Annotated in this window: 22 protein-coding genes; 7 read left to right on the top strand and 15 right to left on the bottom strand. The window is 68.2% G+C overall.

Features of this window, described 5'->3' with window-relative positions:
• The first annotated feature begins 37 nt into the window (after positions 1 to 37).
• Positions 38 to 604, top strand: coding sequence for a hypothetical protein (locus ACGFSB_RS19075; protein WP_393400354.1), 567 nt, complete (start codon positions 38 to 40; stop codon positions 602 to 604).
• On the top strand, positions 601 to 1,089 hold the full coding sequence (locus tag ACGFSB_RS19070; RefSeq protein ID WP_393400352.1) for a hypothetical protein: 489 nt from the start codon (positions 601 to 603) through the stop codon (positions 1,087 to 1,089). Before ACGFSB_RS19075 ends, ACGFSB_RS19070 begins: the two co-directional genes overlap by 4 nt.
• A 47-nt stretch (positions 1,090 to 1,136) precedes the next feature.
• Here ACGFSB_RS19070 and ACGFSB_RS19065 read toward each other — a convergent pair whose 3' ends face one another.
• The 3 genes from ACGFSB_RS19065 to ACGFSB_RS19055 are packed head-to-tail and all read right to left on the bottom strand — an operon-like array spanning position 1,137 to position 2,430.
• Positions 1,137 to 1,331, bottom strand: a complete 195-nt coding sequence (locus tag ACGFSB_RS19065) for a hypothetical protein (protein WP_393400350.1) — start codon at positions 1,329 to 1,331, stop codon at positions 1,137 to 1,139.
• Between the two features lie 41 nt (positions 1,332 to 1,372).
• Positions 1,373 to 1,567: a hypothetical protein gene (locus ACGFSB_RS19060; protein WP_393400348.1), complete on the bottom strand. Its 195-nt coding sequence runs from the start codon at positions 1,565 to 1,567 to the stop codon at positions 1,373 to 1,375.
• Between the two features lie 11 nt (positions 1,568 to 1,578).
• Entirely contained in the window at positions 1,579 to 2,430 is an 852-nt protein-coding gene (locus ACGFSB_RS19055; protein WP_393400346.1) for a helix-turn-helix domain-containing protein, read from the bottom strand.
• A gap of 266 nt (positions 2,431 to 2,696) precedes the next feature.
• On the opposite strand from ACGFSB_RS19055, the gene ACGFSB_RS19050 reads away from it, so the two are divergent.
• Positions 2,697 to 3,197 (top strand): ATP-binding protein, encoded by a 501-nt coding sequence (locus tag ACGFSB_RS19050; RefSeq protein ID WP_393400344.1) that lies wholly within the window; start codon positions 2,697 to 2,699, stop codon positions 3,195 to 3,197.
• Between the two features lie 1,177 nt (positions 3,198 to 4,374).
• Here the strand turns inward: ACGFSB_RS19050 and ACGFSB_RS19045 are convergent.
• From ACGFSB_RS19045 to ACGFSB_RS18995, 11 genes are all read right to left on the bottom strand, one after another.
• Positions 4,375 to 5,010, bottom strand: a complete 636-nt coding sequence (locus tag ACGFSB_RS19045) for an OmpA family protein (protein WP_393400342.1) — start codon at positions 5,008 to 5,010, stop codon at positions 4,375 to 4,377.
• 3 nt (positions 5,011 to 5,013) lie between these two features.
• A complete protein-coding gene (locus ACGFSB_RS19040; RefSeq protein WP_393400340.1) occupies positions 5,014 to 5,616 on the bottom strand; it encodes a hypothetical protein in 603 nt (200 codons plus the stop codon).
• 32 nt (positions 5,617 to 5,648) lie between these two features.
• Positions 5,649 to 6,242: a pilus assembly protein TadG-related protein gene (locus ACGFSB_RS19035; protein WP_393401154.1), complete on the bottom strand. Its 594-nt coding sequence runs from the start codon at positions 6,240 to 6,242 to the stop codon at positions 5,649 to 5,651.
• Positions 6,243 to 6,253: 11 nt separating this feature from the next.
• Complete coding sequence (locus ACGFSB_RS19030) at positions 6,254 to 6,442, bottom strand: hypothetical protein (protein WP_393401151.1); 189 nt, start codon at positions 6,440 to 6,442, stop codon at positions 6,254 to 6,256.
• A gap of 527 nt (positions 6,443 to 6,969) precedes the next feature.
• Positions 6,970 to 7,860, bottom strand: a complete 891-nt coding sequence (locus ACGFSB_RS19025; protein WP_393400337.1) for a DUF5936 domain-containing protein — start codon at positions 7,858 to 7,860, stop codon at positions 6,970 to 6,972.
• A 13-nt stretch (positions 7,861 to 7,873) separates the two neighbouring features.
• A complete protein-coding gene (locus ACGFSB_RS19020; RefSeq protein ID WP_393400335.1) occupies positions 7,874 to 8,833 on the bottom strand; it encodes a type II secretion system F family protein in 960 nt (319 codons plus the stop codon).
• Positions 8,833 to 10,194, bottom strand: a complete 1,362-nt coding sequence (locus ACGFSB_RS19015) for a CpaF family protein (protein WP_393400333.1) — start codon at positions 10,192 to 10,194, stop codon at positions 8,833 to 8,835. Before ACGFSB_RS19015 ends, ACGFSB_RS19020 begins: the two co-directional genes overlap by 1 nt.
• 10 nt (positions 10,195 to 10,204) lie before the next feature.
• Positions 10,205 to 10,567, bottom strand: coding sequence for a TadE/TadG family type IV pilus assembly protein (locus ACGFSB_RS19010; RefSeq protein ID WP_393400331.1), 363 nt, complete (start codon positions 10,565 to 10,567; stop codon positions 10,205 to 10,207).
• 62 nt (positions 10,568 to 10,629) lie between these two features.
• Entirely contained in the window at positions 10,630 to 12,246 is a 1,617-nt protein-coding gene (locus ACGFSB_RS19005; RefSeq protein WP_393400329.1) for a CpaE family protein, read from the bottom strand.
• A gap of 88 nt (positions 12,247 to 12,334) precedes the next feature.
• Positions 12,335 to 13,051, bottom strand: coding sequence for a Flp pilus assembly protein CpaB (gene cpaB, locus ACGFSB_RS19000; protein WP_393400326.1), 717 nt, complete (start codon positions 13,049 to 13,051; stop codon positions 12,335 to 12,337).
• 140 nt (positions 13,052 to 13,191) lie between these two features.
• Positions 13,192 to 14,094, bottom strand: coding sequence for a hypothetical protein (locus tag ACGFSB_RS18995; RefSeq protein ID WP_393400324.1), 903 nt, complete (start codon positions 14,092 to 14,094; stop codon positions 13,192 to 13,194).
• 287 nt (positions 14,095 to 14,381) lie between these two features.
• Here ACGFSB_RS18995 and ACGFSB_RS18990 point away from each other — a divergent pair, with 287 nt between their 5' ends.
• The gene (locus ACGFSB_RS18990; RefSeq protein WP_393400321.1) at positions 14,382 to 15,395 is read left to right on the top strand and encodes a chitinase; all 1,014 of its coding nucleotides are present in this window, start codon (positions 14,382 to 14,384) and stop codon (positions 15,393 to 15,395) included.
• Between the two features lie 83 nt (positions 15,396 to 15,478).
• Here ACGFSB_RS18990 and ACGFSB_RS18985 read toward each other — a convergent pair whose 3' ends face one another.
• Positions 15,479 to 16,810, bottom strand: a complete 1,332-nt coding sequence (locus ACGFSB_RS18985; protein WP_393400319.1) for an Nramp family divalent metal transporter — start codon at positions 16,808 to 16,810, stop codon at positions 15,479 to 15,481.
• 252 nt (positions 16,811 to 17,062) lie between these two features.
• On the opposite strand from ACGFSB_RS18985, the gene ACGFSB_RS18980 reads away from it, so the two are divergent.
• The 3 genes from ACGFSB_RS18980 to ACGFSB_RS18970 all read left to right on the top strand — a co-directional run bounded on the left by ACGFSB_RS18980 (position 17,063) and on the right by ACGFSB_RS18970 (position 20,077).
• Positions 17,063 to 18,400 (top strand): M14 family metallopeptidase, encoded by a 1,338-nt coding sequence (locus ACGFSB_RS18980; protein WP_393400317.1) that lies wholly within the window; start codon positions 17,063 to 17,065, stop codon positions 18,398 to 18,400.
• A gap of 151 nt (positions 18,401 to 18,551) precedes the next feature.
• Complete coding sequence (locus ACGFSB_RS18975; protein WP_393400315.1) at positions 18,552 to 19,169, top strand: TetR/AcrR family transcriptional regulator; 618 nt, start codon at positions 18,552 to 18,554, stop codon at positions 19,167 to 19,169.
• Positions 19,166 to 20,077, top strand: a complete 912-nt coding sequence (locus tag ACGFSB_RS18970) for an SDR family oxidoreductase (protein WP_393400313.1) — start codon at positions 19,166 to 19,168, stop codon at positions 20,075 to 20,077. The genes ACGFSB_RS18975 and ACGFSB_RS18970 overlap by 4 nt, the downstream gene beginning before the upstream one ends.
• The last annotated feature ends 2 nt before the right edge of the window (positions 20,078 to 20,079 follow it).

Here is a 20,079-nt window from a genome sequence, read left to right as displayed (position 1 = left end):
ATCTTTGGCGACCAAGAACGAAAATGGGGGAACCTCTATGCGCCTGAGCTCGACGACTCGCATCGCCGGAGCCGTACTCGCTCTGTCCGCGACGCTGATGGCCACCGCCGCACACGCGAGCGCCGCACCCGCACACGACGACGCCTCGCCCGCACACGACGACGCCTCGTCCGCCCCGAAGGCCGACGTATCGACCAGGGGCGCGGTCGGCCACTACAGCAAGCTCATCAACAAGTCGAAGCAGACGAACTACACGAACCAGAAGAACGAGATCGCCCGCTGCACGGCGCAGACCAAGGGCATGACCTGCATGATCAACAAGACGGCGTCGGCCACGCGCACCATCGACGCCGGATTCGGTCTCAGCCGCGGCGCCGTCGCGGGCAGCCTGAACATCAGCCAGGCCAAGACCCAGTCCGTCGCCGTGACGTGCAGCTCGCCGGTGAAGAAGGGGCACTCGCTCGTCGCCTACCCGATCGGCACCCGCTACAAGTACAAGATCGAGAAGCACATCACCACGCCTCTCGACTACAAGGCGGGCACGAGCGGGTGGAAGCGCGCCTTCAACCCCGCGCCCGCGAAGGTGAGTTGCAAGGTCAAGTGAGTGCCTCCTTCCCTGACCGAGTCACGCCCGCTCCCGCTCGGCACGGTGCGCGCGCCGCGTCGGTCCGCCGCCGCGCCATGACCGGAGCCGCCGCCGCCGTCGCCGTCGCCGTCGCGGGAGCCGCGATGCTGCTGAGCGGGTGCGGCACCCACGACGACTCGGACACGCCCGACCACGTGCCGGTCACCTCGTTCGTCGGTCAGACCGTCGCTCAGGTGGAAGAGGGGCTGCCGTCGGCCTCGTCGATGGTGTCGTACGACCTGTCAAAGCCGGTCACCGGCGCCAAGGCGACGTACGGCACCGCGAAGGACAAGGGGACGCACGCCGACTGGATCGTGGTGGTGGCATGCGCGGACACGAAGAACCTTGAGGACGACACCCACCTCGCGGCCGGTGTCCTGCGCGCGGACGCGTACACGGGGGCCATCGCGCGGAAGGCCAAGGACCATGCCTTCGACCACTACTTGGCGGAGTGCGGCAAGTAGCTTGCCGTCGTCGGTGGCCGACGCCCAGGATCACCTGCTCGGCTTGCTCAGCCGAGCAGGTGATCCGCCTTGCCTGCCTTGATGCCCTTGACCAGGGCGCGGAGGGCTTCCGCGGAGTCCGTCAGGTAGCGGTCCTCCTGGCCTGCTACTGCGATGTAGGCGTTGCCGTCCGGGTCGGCGCCGAGTCGGAAGCAGGAATTGCCTTCACCGCAGAACGGCTCTTCCCAGGTGATTTCAGCCATTGGAACGTCTCCTAGGCGTAAAGCTCGCGCTCGACTTGCTCTCAGCCGAGCAAGTGGTCCGCCTTGCCTGCCTTGATGTCCCGGATCAGGGTGCGGAGGGCTTCCGTGGAGTCCGTTAGGTAACGGTCCTCCTGACCTGCTATTGCGATGTAGGCGTTGCCGTCCGGATCGGTGCCGAGTCGGAAGCAGCTCGCTCCCTCGCCGCAGAACGGTTCTTCCCACGTAATCTCGGGCATGGAGTTTCCCCTCACAGGTTGGTGGCGATGTCGCGGATGAAGTCGCGCGACGCCTCGGGCGACAGGGCGATGCGCTCCATCCAGTCGAGATGCGACCGGTACTTGTGCAACTGCGCTTCCTCGCCCAGGAATTCCGGGCCGTGCGAGCTGTCCACCTGGACCGTGTCGAGCTGCGGCACAGGCCCCTCCAGGTAGTTCACCGTCTGCCCGGCGCCTGGGAAAGTCCCGGCGGCGAAGGGAACTGCCAGCAGCTGGATGCTGTCCCGTTCCGAGACGGACAGCAGGTGCTCGAGCTGGGTCCGAGCGGTCTTGCGTCCGCCGAACTGCATACGCAGAGCCGCCTCGTGGACGAGACCGACGTACTCGGGAGGGTCATCTCCCAGCAGCACCTTCTGCCGCTCGACTCGATGGGCCAGCCGGAGGGCCGCCTCGTGCTCGGGCAGCGGCGGCAGCACCGCCCGGAAGAGCTCCAGCGCGTGGTCGCTGGTCTGCAGCAGGCCCGGAATGTGCGCCGTGTGCGCGGTACGCATCCGCACGGCGTGCGCCTCCAGCTCGGCGATGTCCATGAGCCCCGGCGACAAGGTCCCGCGGTAACGCTCCCACCAGACCCGCCCGTTGGGGCGGGACATCTCCACGAGGGCGTCGACATACGCGGTGTCGGAGCAGTGGCAGTTACAGGCGAGCGTGCGCAGCCGCTCGGCGCTGATGGTCCGGATCCCCGTCTCGATGTTGGAGATCTTCGCGCGGTCAAGGCCGAGCAGCCCGGCGGCATGATCGGCCGACATCCCCGCAGCCACCCTCAGCTTGCGCAGCTCGCTGCCGAGGCGCTTCTGACGCTCGCTCGGAGTTGTCCTCGGTGGCATGGCGTTCCTTCCATGGCGGCCGTCAGCAGTCTGCCTCCAACCGGCACCATCTGACCACGGACAGGTTCAATTCCGCCGACAGAGTGGCAATGTAACCAACAACTGCCCTACGTTAAGTAACGCACACGCTACACACGGCAGTTGGCAGTGCATCACGCGAGCCTGCCCGCACGCTTCCTCCCTGGGAGGGGCCGGGCCGCGTCAGGGAGACGAGCCACCGACCGCCGGGACCGGGACAACACACGCTCACCCCACGGGAGTTCCGCATGTCCGCAGTCGTCTCGCCCTCCGCCTTCACCGCCTGCCCCAGCAGGGGCGACCACTCCCCGCCGGCCCCCGAGAACCTCACCTACAGCCTCACCCTGCCCTCGGCCCTGACGTCTCCCACGATCGCCCGCGCAGCGACCCGTACCGTGCTGACCGCGCACGGGCTCGCCCTCATGGTCGACCCCGCCATGCAGGCGGTGGCCGAACTGACGGCAGCGGCATGTACGTTCACTTCGACGCCCGAGATCTACCTCTCGCTGCGATTCCGGGACGGCTCCCTCCGCATCTCGGCGTACGACAGCCACCCCCGCCACACCCACGCCCGACTGGCCGCCGCCTGCGACGGCCGCCGGCGGGGCGCCCTCAGACTCCTCGCCTGCGTAGTACGTGCCTGTCAGGGTGACTGGGGGTTCGGGGAGGCGCACGAGCCGGGCGGCGGTACGCGAATGTGGGCAACCATCCCGCACGGCGGCGCCGCCGCGTATGCCGTCCGCCCCTGAAGGCCGGACACCTCACTCTCAGCGCCCGGTGCAGCCGCCGCTTCGCTGGGCCGGTGGCTTTGATCGGCGCCGGGGCCGCCCGGTTGTCCTGAGGTTGGCGGTTCCGGGCCGGGTGTAAAGGGCGCTCCCTGCGGTCGCGTCGGCTGCGCCGATTGCGCTGCGCTTCACCCTTGACACCCGTCCCTCCACCGCGCGAGGGAAGACGACCGGACGGCCCACAGGGGGGACTCTACGGAACCTCTGGTCGGGTCGGCCGGTTTCGCGGCCGGGTGCGGACCGGCTCATTGCGGGTGACCGTCACGGGGAGGCGGCTGGCGCCCGGTTCGCGGTCGCTCCGGGGGTGGGTGCCGGTTTCGTCAAGCGGCTGCGGACTTGTCCGTCGCAGGGCACCGCCAAGGGGGAGAGGTGTGCGAGGCGACGAGGCAGGGCGGCTGTGCTGGACGGTGTGGCGTGCCGGGTGCGGGTGCGGCGGGCCCGCATGGCTAACGGGGAGCCCGGCGGGCCCGCTCAAGTCCCCGCCACGCGGCCATGGGGAGTGGATTGCAGGAAAGTCCCACGACAGGCCGCGCAGGAGGCGGGACCGGTGCGACTTTCCTGCAATCGACCGTGTGCGGTGGTGCAGGGCACCTACTTTCGTGAGGTGGTGTTCTGGCAGAAGGGGGGCGCGCGCATTGCGCAACGCGCCTTCGCGAAAGTAGGTGAGGGACCCGGCCCGCCCCCGGGGACAACCGGCGACAACGGGCGACAACGGGCGGTCGACAGCCACATGTTGCTGCGCCGCCCGCCCCCTACGTCCCCTCGCCACCCGGCGGCCACACCAGAAGAACAAGTCCGCAGCCGCTTGACGAAACCAGCACCCGCCCCCGAAGCGACCGCGAACCGGGCGCCAGCCGCCTCCCCCTGAGGGTCACCCGCAATGAGCCGGTCCGCAGTCGACACACATACCGAACGGCCCGACGGGAGTAGTCGAGAGTCCCCCCTGTGGGCCGTCCGGTCGTCTTCCCTCGCGCGGTGGAGGGACGGGTGTCAAGGGTGAAGCGCAGCGCAATCGGCGCAGCCGACGCGACCGCAGGGAGCGCCCTTTACACCCGGCCCGGAACCGCCAACCTCAGGACAACCGGGCGGCCCCGGTACCCAACCAAAGCCACCGGCCCAGCAAAGCCCCCGCCACCCAGCCTCAGCTTTCGCGTGGGAAGGACACCTCCACGCGGCGGTTCTTCCTGCGGCCCTGCTCGGAGCTGTTGTCCGCGATCGGATAGTCCTCGCTGTAGCCGCGTACGGAGTAGGTGACCTCCGGACCCAGATAGCCCGCCATCTGGTCGTGCACCGCCTCCGCGCGTTCGCGGGACAGCTTCTTGCCGTGGCTGTACGAGCCGAGGTTGTCCGTGAAGCCGAACACCCGGACGCTCGTGGCCTTTTGAGCCTTCGCCTCCTCGGCGATCTCCTTGATCCGTGCGTTCGCTTCCGGGTTCAGCTTGGGGCTGTTCTTGGGGAACAACACCTCCGCCTGCAGCGCGAACTTCACGTCCGTGTTCGTATCCTCACGGCGTTCCTCACCACCGAGGTCTTCGACCACCGACTTGATGTCCAGGACCTTTGCGGGGGCGAGGGTCGCGCCGTCAGCCAGCTTCAGGCCGGGGCTGTTGGAGTCGACCTTCTGGGGGGCGGAGGAGGTTGTGCTGCCGGGGGGTGCGCTGGGGTCGTCGTCGTCCGCGTGGGCGGGGGCGGGGCCTGCCAGGAGGACGAGGGCCGTGAGGGTGGCGGTGGCTGTGGCTGTGGCTGCCGCCCGGGGGCGGGATCGTGGGTGGCCCATGGGTTACTCGCCCTCGGTGAGTTCTATGGAGGCGGGGGGCATGGCGCCTACCTGGAAGTCGACCTTGGAGGTGCCTTCCGGCGGGGCTGGGAACTGGGCGAACCAGTCGACGGACTGGCCCGAGAGCACCCCGCCCGTGAATCGTGTGCACAGGCAACGGCCCTCCGTGTCACGGAGGATGAGGTACTTCTTCTTCCCCTCGGTGTCCACAAGGCTGGCTCCTGCTATCGAACCGCCGTTCTTCGTCAGCTCACGCTCATCCCCTCGCCAGCTCGCCGCCACCCAAGCCTTGCTGCCGCCATTGGTCACCGTTCCCTCAACGGTGAGGAAGCCCCCCTCATCACGCTTGGCTGACGTGACCTTGAGCGTCAGGCCGCCCTCGCCCTTGACCTCTGCGAGCACACTGTCCTCAGCAGGCTTCTGGGGCTCCGCGTTCTTTTCACCGCCTGCGTCACCCTTGTCGCCCGAGGACGACGAGCTCTTTTCAGACTTGGGCTTGTCGTCATCCCCTCCACCGCCGCAACCGGCGACCGTGAGGACCAGCCCAGTAGTGATCGCCACAGCGGTCATTGCCCTGCGGGTCTTTATGGTGCGCCGAATGTTCATCGGTACAGCTTCCTTCTTTCGTCGAACGCTCATCAGTCGGCCAAGTGCACGGAGAACAGGACGGATGCGTCCGGGAGATCGTCCAGATGGAAGTCGTCCGGATCGATCTCGAAGGAGTCGCCGCCGTCGCAGTCGAATTCCACAGCCTTCTCAGGATCGGCATCCGGAGCGATATCGCAGCGGGGTTTGATGACGGCCGTGGCTTCCGCCCTGGCGTGCTTGGACTCCGTGCCCGGAATGATCGAGTCGCCGACGGTGTACGTGGTTTCGATCTTCGCCCGGAAGCCGGGGTAGCCGTTCACTTCTTCCGGCCCGAATCCGATGATGGTCGATTCGTTGTCGGCTGCCAGCGCTTCTGCCGCACCCTTGGCGCCGTTACCGGTGAACATGTCGCCACCGAGCCAGTCGAGCCAGTCATCTCCCTTACCGATGGACTTCCCCAAGCCATCGATGATCTCGTCTCTGGCGTCCTGCGCTGCTGCCAATGCCGCAGCATCGGCGGCAGATTGGGCGCCATTTCGAGCGGACGCAGCCTGAGCGAACGCGAAGAACGCGAACGCAACAAAGAGCAGAATCCCCGTCATCCAGATGTAGATGGGAAGAGTCTGCCCTCGGTCACTTCGCAGGCTAGTGAACGTCAGCCGCCGATGACGTTGTTGACCGCGTCCAAGATCGCTCCGGAGATCAGCCCGTCCAGCCCGAGGCCGTCGATCAACGTAAAGATCCCCGCGATCAAAATCATCAGCCCCGCATACTCCACAAACCCAGCCCCCGCATCCCGCTCCCGCCCCCGAACCCGGGAAGCCACGGTTACGGTCCAGTCCACCCAGACTCTGAGTACGCGTTCCTTCAGCACGACGGCCCCTTCTCTCCCACCCGATACACGCACCGCTGGCGCAACCAATTCCGACGCCGCTGTCGTCATAGGCAACGTACGCGAGATCATGTGACCCAACAGCCACTCTCCGCAACCAATGTGGTTTCAGACGCGCAAGTTGGCGAGTTCCCTTCCCCGGTAGTGAGGTCATCACGCACCCCGGAGGCATACGGCAGAGGTTCGCGACCGGCCGGTCGGCGACTCAATGCGTTCCATGCGTTCCATGCGGTCCATGCGGTCCATGCGGTCCATGCGTTCCACGGCTTCCCCTCCCGCGTAAATCCGTGAACTCACCTTTTGCAAACATGAGTTGAACGGTTGAGATCGTCCCGACCAACCCCGGAGGGACCGCCCCCGCCTCACTCCCCGAGCGACTGTCCCACATCTCGTTGCAGCCGCGAAGAGATTTCGCCGAGTAGCTTGATGTGGCTTGATGTGGCTCGATGCCAGCCCCCGCAACGAGGCGCACAGCCCCCTCACTTCCCCAGGATCGAGCCGAAGTCCGACCCAGAGCCCAGGAACATCCCCGACGCGATCAGGATCATCGTGGCCGGAAGCATGAAGACCAGCGTCACCATCGTTGCCTTGGGGATCGTCTTCGCCGCCCTGCGGCGGGAGTTCTGGGCGTCCGTGCGGCGCATGTCCGTTGCCAGTTGGATCAGCGTGTCCGCGATGGGCGAGCCAAGCTCCTCCCCCTGCTGGAGCGCCGAGACGAACTGTGAGACCTGTTCCGACGCGTTCCTGCGGCGCAGCTCGTCGAAGGCCTGGCGGCGGCTGACCCCCATGTCCATCTGGCGCAACGTAATCCTCAACTCGTCTGCCCATGGGCCCTCATACCTCTCCGCGACGCGATCAAGCGCCTGGCGGAAGCCGAGGCCCGCCGACACCACCACCGCAAGGACGTCCAGGAAGTCCGGCAGTGTGCGGTCGATGACCTCGCGGCGTTCCCGTATCGCCTGCCAGATCAGGGCGTCCGCCGCCATCACTCCGAACGCCAAAGTGAGGAGGCCGAAGAGCGATGAGCCGTTCGTGAGGAAGACCAGGCCCATCACCAGGCCGAAGATCCCATACACCGCCCGGCGGGCCGCGTAGCGGTCGATCGTCAGGCCGCCGGGGTTGCCTGCCATGTCGATCCTGCGGCGCTTGGCGTCCACCCGTTTCGGGCCCATCAGGCGCAGCACCAGCGGTGCGAAGCGTATGCCGAGGCGGTCCACCGCCGAGCCCGCCGTGGAGACGCGCGTGGCGCCCACCTCCAGGGCGATCGCCAGGTCCGACGGGACCTTCGCCTCCGCGCGGTACATGCGCACGCCTTGGCAGACGCCCGCCACGGCGAGTCCCATCACCACTGCAAGTGCCAGTGCCAGCAACGTAACTCCCCTCTCACACTTCGATCTTGCCCAGGCGCCTGATCACGAAGAAGCCCACCGCGTACAGGCCCAGCGAGATCAGAATCAGCATCTGGCCCATCGGGGAGCCCGTCACCCTGGCCAGCGCGCCCTCATTGGATGAGTTGATCAGGAGCAGGGAGCCGAGGCCGAGGAGCGGGACGGTGAACGCTGTCGCGTTGACCTCCGAGAGCATCGTGCGGACCTCCCGGCGGGTCTCCTTACGGTCCTCCAGGGTCTGCGTCAGGTTCCTGAGCGAGTTCACCACCGAGCCGCCCGCCTTGTTGGACAGGACCAGGGTGGTGACCAGGACTATCAGCTCGCGGGAGGGGAGTCGTTCCGCCAGTTCGCCCAGGGTGTCGTCGATCGAGCGGCCCAGCGTCAACTGGTCCGCCACCATTGACAGTTCCTCGCCCGCTGGGGCTTCCAGCTCCTCTGCCGCCATCGCCAGTGATGTACGCAGGGCCAGGCCCGCTGCCGTCGCGTTGGCCAAGATTCGGGCCACGTCTGGGAGTTGGTTGATGAATGCCTCGATGCGCTTCTGGCGTTGCCAGTTGAGGAACACGACCGCGCTCCATATCGCCACCACTCCCGCGATCGGGCCGAAGAACGGCGCGAGCGATGCCGCCGCTATCAGCCAGAGCGCGGCGACGACCGCCACGACGTAGACGAAGAACTCGCCCGCCGTCAGATCGAGGCCCGTCGCCGACAGGCGCAGGTGGATGGAGCGGCCCAGGCGGGTGCGGCGCAGGCGGCGGTCGATCGCGCGGAAGCGGCGGCCGTGCCCGCCGGTGTCGCCTGCGGCGTAGTCGTAGCCGGAGCCTGGGCCGGTCGACAGGCGGTCCACCAGTGCCTTGCGTTGGGCTCGGCCCGACGCGTACGTCTGGACTCCCGCCACGGCGAGCGTGCCGGTCAGGATCGTGGCGCCGAGGGCCAGGAGGGCGGGGTTCTCCATCAGCCGATGGCCTCTCTCGTGTTCAGTGCGTCGATCGCCTGCGTCACACCGAAGCCCGGCGGCACCGGCTCGCCCGCGACGTAGAGGCGCTCGGCGACGGAGCGCGGCAGCGGGAGGTGCTCGAAGTAGCCGTGCACCCGGCGGTCCAGGCCGCCGCTGCCCGGCCTGTTCGGCACGAAGCGGGTTGCCGGGGCGATGCGGAACTGTTCGCGGCCGTGCGAGACGAGCAGGACGATCTCGGCGATCTTGCGGGAGCCGTCCGCGTGCCGGGCCAGTTGGACGACCACGTCGACCGCCGAGTTGATCTGGTCCTTCAGGGCCTCGAAGGGGATCTGGACCTCGGACATGGAGCCCAGGGTCTGGAGGCGCATCAGGGCGTCCTCGGCGGTGTTCGCGTGGACCGTGGCGAGGGAGCCGTCGTGGCCCGTCGACATGGCCTGGAGCATGTCCAGGGTCTCGCCGCCTCGCACCTCGCCGACGATGATGCGGTCGGGGCGCATACGGAGGCTGTTGCGGACCAGGTCGCGGATGGTGATCTGGCCCTTGCCCTCGACGTTCGGGGGGCGCGATTCGAGGCGGATCACGTGGTCCTGCTGGAGTTGCAGCTCGGCCGAGTCCTCGATGGTGATGATGCGCTCGTGGGCGGGGAGGAGGCCCGAGAGTGCGTTGAGGAGCGTTGTTTTTCCGGAGCCGGTGCCGCCGCTCACGATGATGTTGAAGCGGGCGCGTACGAACGCGGAGAGCAGAAGCAGCATGTGCTCGTCGAGCGAGCCGAGGCTGATGAGTTCGTGGAGCGTGTACGCGCGGGGGAAGCGGCGGATGGTGAGGGTCGCGCCGGAGAGGGCCAGGGGCGGGATGATCACGTTTACCCGCTCGCCGGTGGGGAGGCGGGCGTCGACCATCGGGTTCGACTCGTCCACTCGGCGGTTGACCGTGGAGACGATGCGCTCGATGGTCTGCATCAGTTGGTCGTTGGAGGCGAAGCGGAGGGGGAGCTGTTCCACCCTTCCCGCTCGCTCTACGAAGATCGAGTCCGGGCCGTTCACCATGATTTCCGTGATGGAGGCGTCGGCGAGGAGCGGTTCGAGTACGCCGAGTCCCAGGGCCTCGTCGACCACGCGGCGGATGAGCTGGGAGCGCTCCGAGGTCGAGAGGACGGGGCCCTCGCGGCTGATGATGTGGCCCATGACGCGCTCCAGGCGGACCCGGCGGTCCGCCGTCGTGAGCGACGACATCTCGGCGAGGTCGATCTCTTCCAGGAGCTTGGCGCGGTAGACGGCGACCAGGCTGTCGTCGCGGCTGGGGCCGCCGCTGCCCTCGCCGTGGTCGTGCGGGGTCACTACGCGGTCGCGGAGGCTCATCTCTTCTCTCTCAGCTCCCGTCTTCGGTTGCGTCGCCGGGTGCATCGTCGGGTGCGTCGTCGTTGGGCATGGTCGCCGACTTCTTGACGTGCCAGCCTGCGTCCACGAAGGGGAGCAGCGTGGGGACTTGGACGGTGACGTCCGCCGTCGTCGTGTCGCCGCCGCCGCTGATGTCGACCTGGGCGTCGAGGTTGCCGTCCATCGCCGCCAGGCCCGCCGCCTGGCCGCCGTCGCCCTGGCCCTGGGAGGCGACTCGGGCTGCCGCTCGGGCGCCTGAACCCGCCTGGTTGACGGCGTAGCCGACCAGGCCCAGCTGGATGGTGGCCAGGCCTATGAGGAGGAGGATGGGGAGGAAGCCGGCGAACTCGAGCATGGATACGCCGCGGTCGTTCCAGCGGGGGTTTTTTCGTCGACCCCTCAGACCCCCTAGCCCCCTCACTCGTCCTCACCCTCCTTCGCCGCCCCCGCCTCCCCGCTCACGCTCCACCCCGCGTCGACCCCGGGGAAGAACAGCGGCACGTCCGCGTTCACGTGGGCCTTCCACACCGCCCCGTCGTCCGTGCAGGAGACCTCCGCGCCCTGCCACGCCGACGGCAGGTGTTCCTTCGCGGCGGCCTCGCAGGCCCCCGCGGCGCCCTCTCCCGACGCGTACGCGGCCGTGGCGGCCCGTGCCGCCTCGTCGGCCGCGTTGCCCGCGAGGGAGAACGTGTAGCCGTACAGCACGCACTGCCACAGCAGGCCCATCACGGCGAGCAGCAGCGGGAACATCCCGGCGAACTCCAGTGTGACCGCGCCCCGGTCGCCGCCGACCCGCTTGCGCAGGGCCAGTGCGCCCCGCTTGGTCCCGCCGGACGCCGCCTCTGTGTGCGCCACAAGGCCGAGCTCGCCCGCCAGCGCCCACAGCGCCTGTTTCACCGAGGACTTGCTGTCCAGGTCCTGCATCCGGCCCGCGTCGACCGCGCCTTGCAGTTCCTTGAAGTTCGCGGGGACGGTGGTGCGGGCCACGCGCGTCCCCGTCACCCGTTCGACCAGGGAGGGCTGGATCTCCGTGCCCTTGCCGTGGCGGTTGACGACGGTGATCGTCTCCTCCGCCTTGCGGATCTGCAGGCGGTCCCAGAGGCGCACCATGCGCTTGGCGGCGCGTACGGAGACGACGTCCGGGGTGACGAGGAGAACCGCCTGGTCGGCGAGTTCGATGGCCGCCGCGCTCGCCCCGGTGACGTACGTACCGCAGTCGACGAGTACGACGTCGTAGCGGCTGCGCAGTGCGCTCAGCGTCTGGCGGGCCACGCGGTCGGTGATCTCCTCGCCCCGCTCGCCCTCGGAGGGTGCGAGGAGGAGGCCGATGCCGGTCTCGTGGGTGTAGACGGCGTCCTGGAGGACGCGGGGCGTGATGTCGGTGATCGCCGCGAGGTCGGCGATGGAGCGGCGGAACTGTACGTCCAGGTAGGAGGCGACGTCCCCGGACTGGAGGTCCAGGTCGATGAGGGCGACGGTGCGGCCGGATGCGCGGGCGGCCAGGGCGAGTTGGACGGTGGCGAGGGTGGTTCCTACGCCGCCCTTCGCGCCGGTCACCGCTACGACGTGTCCGCCGCCGGGGGTCTCCCCCGGTCCTGCGTAGAGCTCCATGCCCGCGCTGCCCAGATGCCTGCGCATCCCCGCCGACCAGGCGGCCGCCGCGTGCACCCGCTCGGCGAGCGCGTCGTACGCGAGGGGGAAGCCGACGATGCCGCGTGCGCCGGAGTCCATCGCGGCGGTCAGCAGCGTCGGGCTGGTGTCGGCGGTGATGAGGACGACGCCGACCGCCGGGAAGCGCAGGACGAGGTCCCGGATCAGGTCGAGGGCGGGGACGGGGCCGATGCGTTCATGGATGAGGACGACCTCGGGCAGCTCGTCCAGTGACTCGGCGGCGAGCCTCGCCAGGGTGTCGAGCAGCACGGTCGAGTCTGCGACCGGCAGCGCGGGCTCCGCGTCCGGCACCTGCCCGATCAGCGTCGAGAGCGCGCGGGCGGCGTCCATGTCCCCTACGGCGGGGAGGATGCGGGTCGTCATACCTGGCACCGCCGGGTAATCGGGTGGGTGGATGGGAGACATCCGCCGCGAAGCGGCGGTTCAGAGGTGCAGCACATCCGCAGGCCCCCTACTTGTCCTCGTCGAGTGTGTACGTCCGGTCGCCCCGCGGGATCGAACTCTCGCCGCCCTGCCCGACCAGGGCCAGCCGCACATGCGTGGCGAACGACTCCGCGTACGCCACGCGTTGCGCGTCGGCCGTGTCCAGGGCGAACGTGATCGGCACCGCTTCCGTCTCCGTACGGCGGCTGCGTGCTCGGTCGTCCTGGTCGGGGTCGAGTGCTGTCAGCTTGCCCACGTCGATCACCTTCGCGGACTCGACGATGACCTTCGACTGGTCCTTGGCGTTGTCGGTCTCGGCCTTGAAGGTGGCGTAGATGTTGACCGTGGAGCCCGGGGTGATCTTGCCCGCGACGCCCGTCGCCGCGTCGATCATGATGGCGATCTCCTGCTGGCCCGGATCGAGTTCGGGACGCTTGACGATCATGTCCGTCTGGAGGAGCGAGCCCTTCCGCAGCTGCGTCACCGCGATCTTGCCGCGCACCTGGCGGAGATCGGTGACCGCGTTGTCCGAGAGCCACCGCTCCGGCATCTCGACCTTCTCGAACTGGTCCGCGCTCAGTTCCTTGTAGGGGGCGACGTCCCCCTTGAGTTTGTACGCCGCGACCTCAGGACCCACCTTCGAGTTCACGTCCCGGATCACCGAGAGGACGCCCGCGAACGCGCCGAACGCGGCCAGGACCGAAAGGACCAGCAGGATGACGCCGCGGCGCTGGCGTGAGTTCATGGACCGGGCTACCTCGATCGGGTGCGGATGGCTACGGACAGTGAGCGGTGTGGTGCGCGGTCGACGGTCGTTCATTCGGTTGCGTATGCAGTGCACGGCAGGCAGGGCAGGCAGGGAGGCAGGAAGTGACAGACCCGGCCTTATGTGCCGCCCCGCGGCAGCGCGCGTACCGCACGCACCGCGGGTGCGGGTGAGGGCGGCGGGCGTTCAGGCGGCGGCTGCAACGGCGCGGCGCAGAAGCCGCAGCGGTCGCCGATGAGTTCGAGGCCGCACCAGTGGCAGTCGTCCCGTCTGACGGACGCCACCAGTTGGTAGAGCACGGAGATGTCGGGGATCGCCGCGGCGAACTCGACGAGCTTGCCCGTCGCCCACCAGCGTGCGGACTCCCCCGGAAGCCGCGCCTCCGTCACCTCCTGGGACCGCCACGCGGGAGCGAGTGTTCCGGTGACCCAGTCGGACGCCAGTTGCCCCGTGGCGTACAGCATCCTCGTACTGAATCCGGGGCCGGAGAGCGACGCGTCCCCCGCCACCTTGATCAGCTCCGGGCGCGGCGTGGCGAGGACGGCGAACTGGGCGCCCGGCACCCATGACTTGGCGTGGGACTGGAGCGTGACCGGGACCCGGTCGAGCTTCGCCACCGAGCCGAGCAGCGCGCCCGCGTAGATGTAGTGGGAGAGGAGCCGGGCCGCCGATGCGAGCACTCCGGGGCTGAAGTCGCAGATGGAGAGCTGGCGGAGCTGGAGGGCGAGTACGGCGAGGCCCAGTGGCGGCAGGTCGGGGCGCAGGATCGCGATGCGGTCGCTCTCCAGGACGGAGCGGACCGCGTGCAGGCGGTGCACGACGGCGGGCGGCGCGGATGCGGGGCAGAGGGCGATCACATAGCCGTGGTGCTCGACGAGCATGTGCATCTCGGTGAGCGACTGGTCCAGGGAGTACGTCCGCGGTGACTGGACGGCGCTCTGCAGGACGGCCGCCGACGGAGTGTGCCGGTCGGGCGAGGGCAGCACCAGGTCGGGCCCGGTGACGGCTATGGCGGTCGGCATACGTACACCCCCGGTCTCTGTGCACTTCGGCGCGCTTCGGCCCGGTCTCCGTACACTTCCGCACTTCTGCCTCAGCACCATATCCAGGTCAGCGCCACCTCAACACCCAACTTCCCACTGTTCACATTGAGGTTGGCCGGTCTCACGGGGTCACGGTGGCGTCAGAGGTCTTGACAACTCAATTGGTCTGGACCAGCTTGTACGACCACTGGACCAGGTCGCACGACCCATCGAGAGCGCTCTCCGATTGCCCCCCCATGCCCCAACTCCCCCCACCGGAGGCAGAAGTGGACCACGCACGCGGCAGGACACGCAGGAAGGCAGGGTCCGTCATCGGTCTGGCAACGGCACTCGCCCTCGCACTCACCGGCCTGCTCACCGGCGGCGCCGACCACGCCGACGCCGAGACCCGCGCGGTGCCCGAGCACGCGGTGACCGGCTACTGGCAGAACTTCAACAACGGCGCCACCGTCCAGAAGCTGAGCGACGTACAGGACGAATACGACATCATCGCGGTCTCGTTCGCGGACGCGACCAGCACACCGGGCGAGCTCGCCTTCAATCTCGACTCGGCCGGGCTCGGCGGCTACACCGTCGACCAGTTCAAGGCCGACATCAAGGCCAAGCAGGCAGCCGGAAAGTCCGTGATCCTCTCGGTCGGCGGGGAGAAGGGCGCGGTGTCCGTCAGCGACGGCGCATCCGCGACCGCGTTCGCCGACTCGGCGTACAAACTCATGCAGGAGTACGGCTTCGACGGCGTCGACATCGACCTGGAGAACGGGCTCAACGCGACCTATATGTCGCAGGCACTGAAGTCCCTTTCCGGCAAGGCCGGTTCGGGATTCGTGCTGACCATGGCGCCGCAGACGATCGACATGCAGTCGACGTCGACCGAGTACTTCAAGACGGCGCTCGCCGTGAAGGACATCCTCACGATCGTCAACATGCAGTACTACAACAGCGGTTCGATGCTGGGCTGCGACGGCAAGGTCTACAGCCAGGGCTCGGTCGACTTCCTCACCGCGCTCGCCTGCATCCAGCTGGAGGGCGGCCTCGCCCCGTCACAGGTCGGCATAGGCGTCCCGGCGTCGGCCAAGGCGGCGGGCAGCGGCTATGTCTCGCCGTCCGTCGTGAACCAGGCCCTCGACTGCCTGGCGAAGGGCACGAGCTGCGGTTCGTTCAAGCCGTCCAAGACGTACCCGGACATCCGTGGGGCCATGACCTGGTCGACGAACTGGGACGCGGCGGACGGCAGTTCCTGGTCCAAGGCGGTCGGCCCGCACGTCCACGGTCTGCCGTAACCGGCGGACACCCCTCACACCCGCAGCGCCGCCGCTCCCCCGGCGGCGCTGCGGCATGCACGGACGAGCAGACAGAGGCGCAGCTAGAAGAAGCTGCCCCAGTCCTGGTCCGTGATCTGCTTGATGCACAGGACCAGGAACAGCAGGCCCGCGATCGCCAACATGCTGTTGCTGAGCCAGCCGTTGCGCCACTCGCCCGGTGTACGCGAGGAGTTGAGGAGCCAGACCAGGGTGAGCGCGAGGAACGGCATGAACGCCGCGCCGAGTACGCCGTAGAGGATGATCAGGCGGAACGGCTGCCCCTGGAAGAGCAGGATCATCGGCGGGAAGGTCAGCCACAGCAGGTACGCGCGGAACGGCACCGACTTCTCGCGGGCTCCGGACGCCACCTCCTCGCCGGTCAGGACCTTCTCGCCGGCGCCCGCCCGCTGCTTGCGGTAGCGCTCCACGAAGTCGGCGAACATCAGGCTCACGCCGTGCCAGACGCCGATCAGCGAGGTGAAGGACGTGGCGAAGAAACCGATCAGGAACAGCTTGGCGGTGGCGTCGCCGTACTCCTTCTCCAGGATGCCGGAGAGCTGGACGAGGCCTGTGTCGCCGCTGGCGATCGCGACGTTCGCGGAGTGCAGGAGTTCGGCGCCGACGAAGAGCATCGCGACGACGAAGATGCCGGTGGTGATGTACGCGACGCGGTTGTCGAGCCGCATCACCTTCATCCAGCCCGCGTTGGTCCAGCCCTTGGCGTTGACCCAGTAGCCGTACGCGGCAAGGGTGATGGTGCCGCCGACGCCGCCGATCAGGCCGAGCGTGTTGAGGATGGAGTCCTTCTCGTCGGGCAGTACCGGCAGCAGACCCGCGAAGGCGTCGCCGAGGTGCGGCGTGACGCGGATGGCGAGATAGACGGTGACGACGAACATGATGCCGACGAGCACCGTCATGACCTTCTCGAAGACGGCGTACTTGTTGAACCAGACGAAGACAAGGCCGACGATGCCGGTGAGGATGCCCCACCACTTGAGCTCCATGACGTCCGGGAAGAGCGCCTGGAGCGGGAGTCCCGAGGACGACATGGCCGCGGCCCCGTAGACGTACCCCCAGATCACCACGTAGACGACGAAGAACCACGTCGTCCAGCGGCCGAGGCTCGCCCAGCCGTCGAAGAGGGTTCGGCCGGTCGCCAGGTGCCAGCGCCCGGCCGCCTCGGCGAGCGAGATCTTCACGACGCAGCCTATGACGGCCGCCCAGAGCAGGGTGTAGCCGAAGTTGCTGCCCGCGATGAGGGTCGCGACGAGGTCGCCCGCGCCGACGCCCGTCGCAGCGACGACGATGCCGGGGCCGATGTATTTCCAGCTGGACTTGCGCGGCTGGGGAGCCGCATCTCCCGTGGCAGTGCCACTGCCTGTCGTTTCAGCCATGCCGATCAAGAAACCGCATGGCGGCGCGCGGCACAAGGGGTTGGCCGAAGACAGCGTTGACCGGAACATGCCAGGCCTCCACGATGGGCCCGCGCGATCCGCACGACCCGCACGACCCAGCACGACCCGCACAACCCAGCACGACCCGCACAACCCAGCACGACCCGCACAACCCAGCACGACCCGCGCGACCCAGCGCAACCCGCACAGCACGCGTCGCAGTGAACCACCCCCCACCCCTCAGGAGACTTCATGCGACTTCGCATACGCGGCAGAAGATCCGCCTCCCTCGCGGTCCTTCTCGCCCTCGCCGTGGCGGCGCCCATCACCGCCAACGCCTCACCGGATTCCGCCGACCGGACCTCACGGAGCACGGCGGCGGACGACAACGAAACGCGCCAGTACGAGATCCCCCTGAGCGACGACCGCGCCGCACGTACCGCGCTCGCACGCACCGGCGTCGCCATCGACGAGGTCGACGCCCGCGCGGTGGTCGTCTCGGCCGACGGTCGCGAGGCGGCGAAACTCCGGGAAGCGGGCTACGAGCTCAAGGCCCTGGCCGCACCCCCGAAACGTACGAACGGCCTGCCGGTGGAGGCCAAGGACTTCCCGCCCGCCGACTCCAAGTACCACAACTACGCGGAGATGAACGCGGAGATCAATCAGCGCATCGCCGCTCACCCGGACATCATGACCAAGAAAGTCATCGGCAAGTCCTACCAGGGCCGCGACATCATCGCCGTCAAGATCAGCGACAACGCCGCCACGGACGAGGCCGAGCCCGAGGTCCTCTTCACCCACCACCAGCACGCGCGCGAGCACCTCACGGTGGAGATGGCGCTGTACCTGCTGCGCGAGTTCGGCGACGACTACGCCACGGACCCGCGCGTGAAGAAGCTCGTCGACAGCCGCGAGATCTGGATCGTCCCCGACGTGAACCCGGACGGCGGCGAGTACGACATCGCGACCGGCTCCTACCGCAGCTGGCGCAAGAACCGTCAGCCCAACACCGGCTCGTCGAACGTCGGCACCGACCTGAACCGCAACTGGAACTACAAGTGGGGCTGCTGCGGCGGCTCATCGGGCTCCACAGGATCGGAGACCTACCGGGGCAAGGCCGGGGAATCCGCCCCCGAGGTGAAGGTCGTCGCCGACTTCGTACGCAGCCGGATCGTCGGCGGCAAACAGCAGATCAAGGCGGGCATCGACTTCCACACGTACAGCGAACTGGTCATGTGGCCCTACGGCTACACCTACAACGACACGGGCCCAGGCCTGACCCAGGACGATCGCGACGCGCACGCGGCGGTCGGCGAGAAGATGGCCGCGAGCAACGGCTACACCCCCGAGCAGTCCAGTGAGCTCTACATAACCGACGGCACGATCGACGACTGGCTCTGGGGCAACCAGAAGATCTTCAGCTACACCTTCGAGATGTACCCGTCGTCGGGCGGCGGCGGCTTCTATCCGCCCGACGAGGTGATCGAGCGCGAGACGGACCGGAACAGGGACGCGGTGCTCCAGCTCCTGGAGAACGCGGACTGCATGTACCGGTCGATCGGGAAGGAGCAGCAGTACTGCGCGAGTTGAGCGCGGTGAGCGGGGGCCGCCGCCACCGGCGGCCCCCGCAGCCGATCCACGCGGTGCGTGTGGCCAGGGTTGTCGGGGTTGCCGGGTTGCCGTCCAACCGAGCGAACGCTTTAATGAATGAACGGGCATTTATTAATGGATGGGAGCCGTGGTGGCGGGACGTCCCCGAGGGGTCGCGGATGCGGTGATCTTGCGTGCGGCGGCCGATGTGATCGGCCGGGTGGGTCCTGTGGGGCTCACCCTGGCTCTCGTGGCGCGTGAGGTGGGATTGGTACCCGGCACGCTCGTGCAGCGGTTCGGGTCCAAGCGCGGGCTGCTTCTGGCACTCGCCGAGCAGTCCGCGAAAAACGCCGACACGCTGTCCGGGCGAGTACGGGAAGAGCACGAATCGCCACTTGAGGCCCTCGCGGCGCTGATCGTGGAGCCGATGGCTTCGATGGCCACGCCCGAGACCTTCGCCAACCATCTGGCGTTCTTGTGCATAGATCTCACGGATCCGCAGTTCCGCCACCATGCATTGACCATCCATCAGGCCCAGGGCCGAGCCGTCGAGGCACTGCTCGCAGAGTCCCTGATCGCGGGTGAGCTCCGCACTGGGACGGACATTGCCGCCCTGGCCAGGTCCGTGCAGGCGATCATCTCCGGTGCGGGCCTGATATGGGCCCTCGACCGCCAAGGCACCCTCGTACAGCGGCTCCGGCAAGAGCTCGACAGCGTGTTGTCCCCTCACTTCCCGCCTCACCGCGGCGACGACCTGGAGGAATCATGACGAACGACGCACGGCCGTTAGCCGGGAAGGTGGCCCTGGTCGCCGGTGGCACCCGAGGCGGCGGGCGGGGCATTGCCGTCGAGCTCGGGGCCACCGGCGCGACGGTGTACGTCACCGGCCGCAGCAGCACCGCCGGGCGCTCCGACCTGGACCGCCCGGAAACCATCGAGGAGACCGCTGAGAAGATCACCGCCGCCGGCGGCCTCGGCATCCCCGTCCGCACCGACCACAGCCGCCCGGACGAAGTCCGTGTCCTGGTCGACCGGATCGCGGCTGAACAGGACGGGCGGCTCGACATCCTGGTCAACTCCGTATGGGGTGGAGATCCGCTGACCGACTGGGAGCATCCGCTGTGGGAGCAGGACCTTGATACCGGCCTTCGGCTGATACGGCAGGCGGTGGAGACCCATGTGATCACCAGCCGGTTCGCGCTTCCGCTGATGGTCGCCCGCGGCAGCGGTCTGGTCGTGGAGGTAACCGACGGCAACACCGCCCGCTATCGAGGCTCCTTCTTCTACGACCTCGCCAAGTCGGCGGTGATCCGTCTCGCCGTCGGCCAGGCCGCCGAGCTGAAGGCGCACGGCATCGCAGCCGTGGCGATCACGCCCGGCTTCCTGCGCTCGGAGGCCATGCTGGAGGGCTTCGGCGTCACCGAGGCCAACTGGCGGGACGGCGCGGCCAAGGACCCGAACTTCGCCAGCTCCGAAACGCCGGCCTACCTGGGACGGGCGGTCGCCGCGCTGGCCGCCGACCCCGAGATCATGACCAAGACCGGGCAGGCATTGGCCACCTGGGGCCTGTACAAGGAGTACGGGTTCACCGACGCCGACGGCACACAACCGGACTGGCCAGCCCATTGGGCCGATGCCCTGGAAGAGGAGTACGGGCCGCTCGGAGACCCGCTGTGACA

The organism is Streptomyces sp. NPDC048441 (assembly GCF_043200235.1).
GTDB lineage: Bacteria > Actinomycetota > Actinomycetes > Streptomycetales > Streptomycetaceae > Streptomyces.
This window is presented reverse-complemented; position numbering and strand designations above follow the sequence as displayed.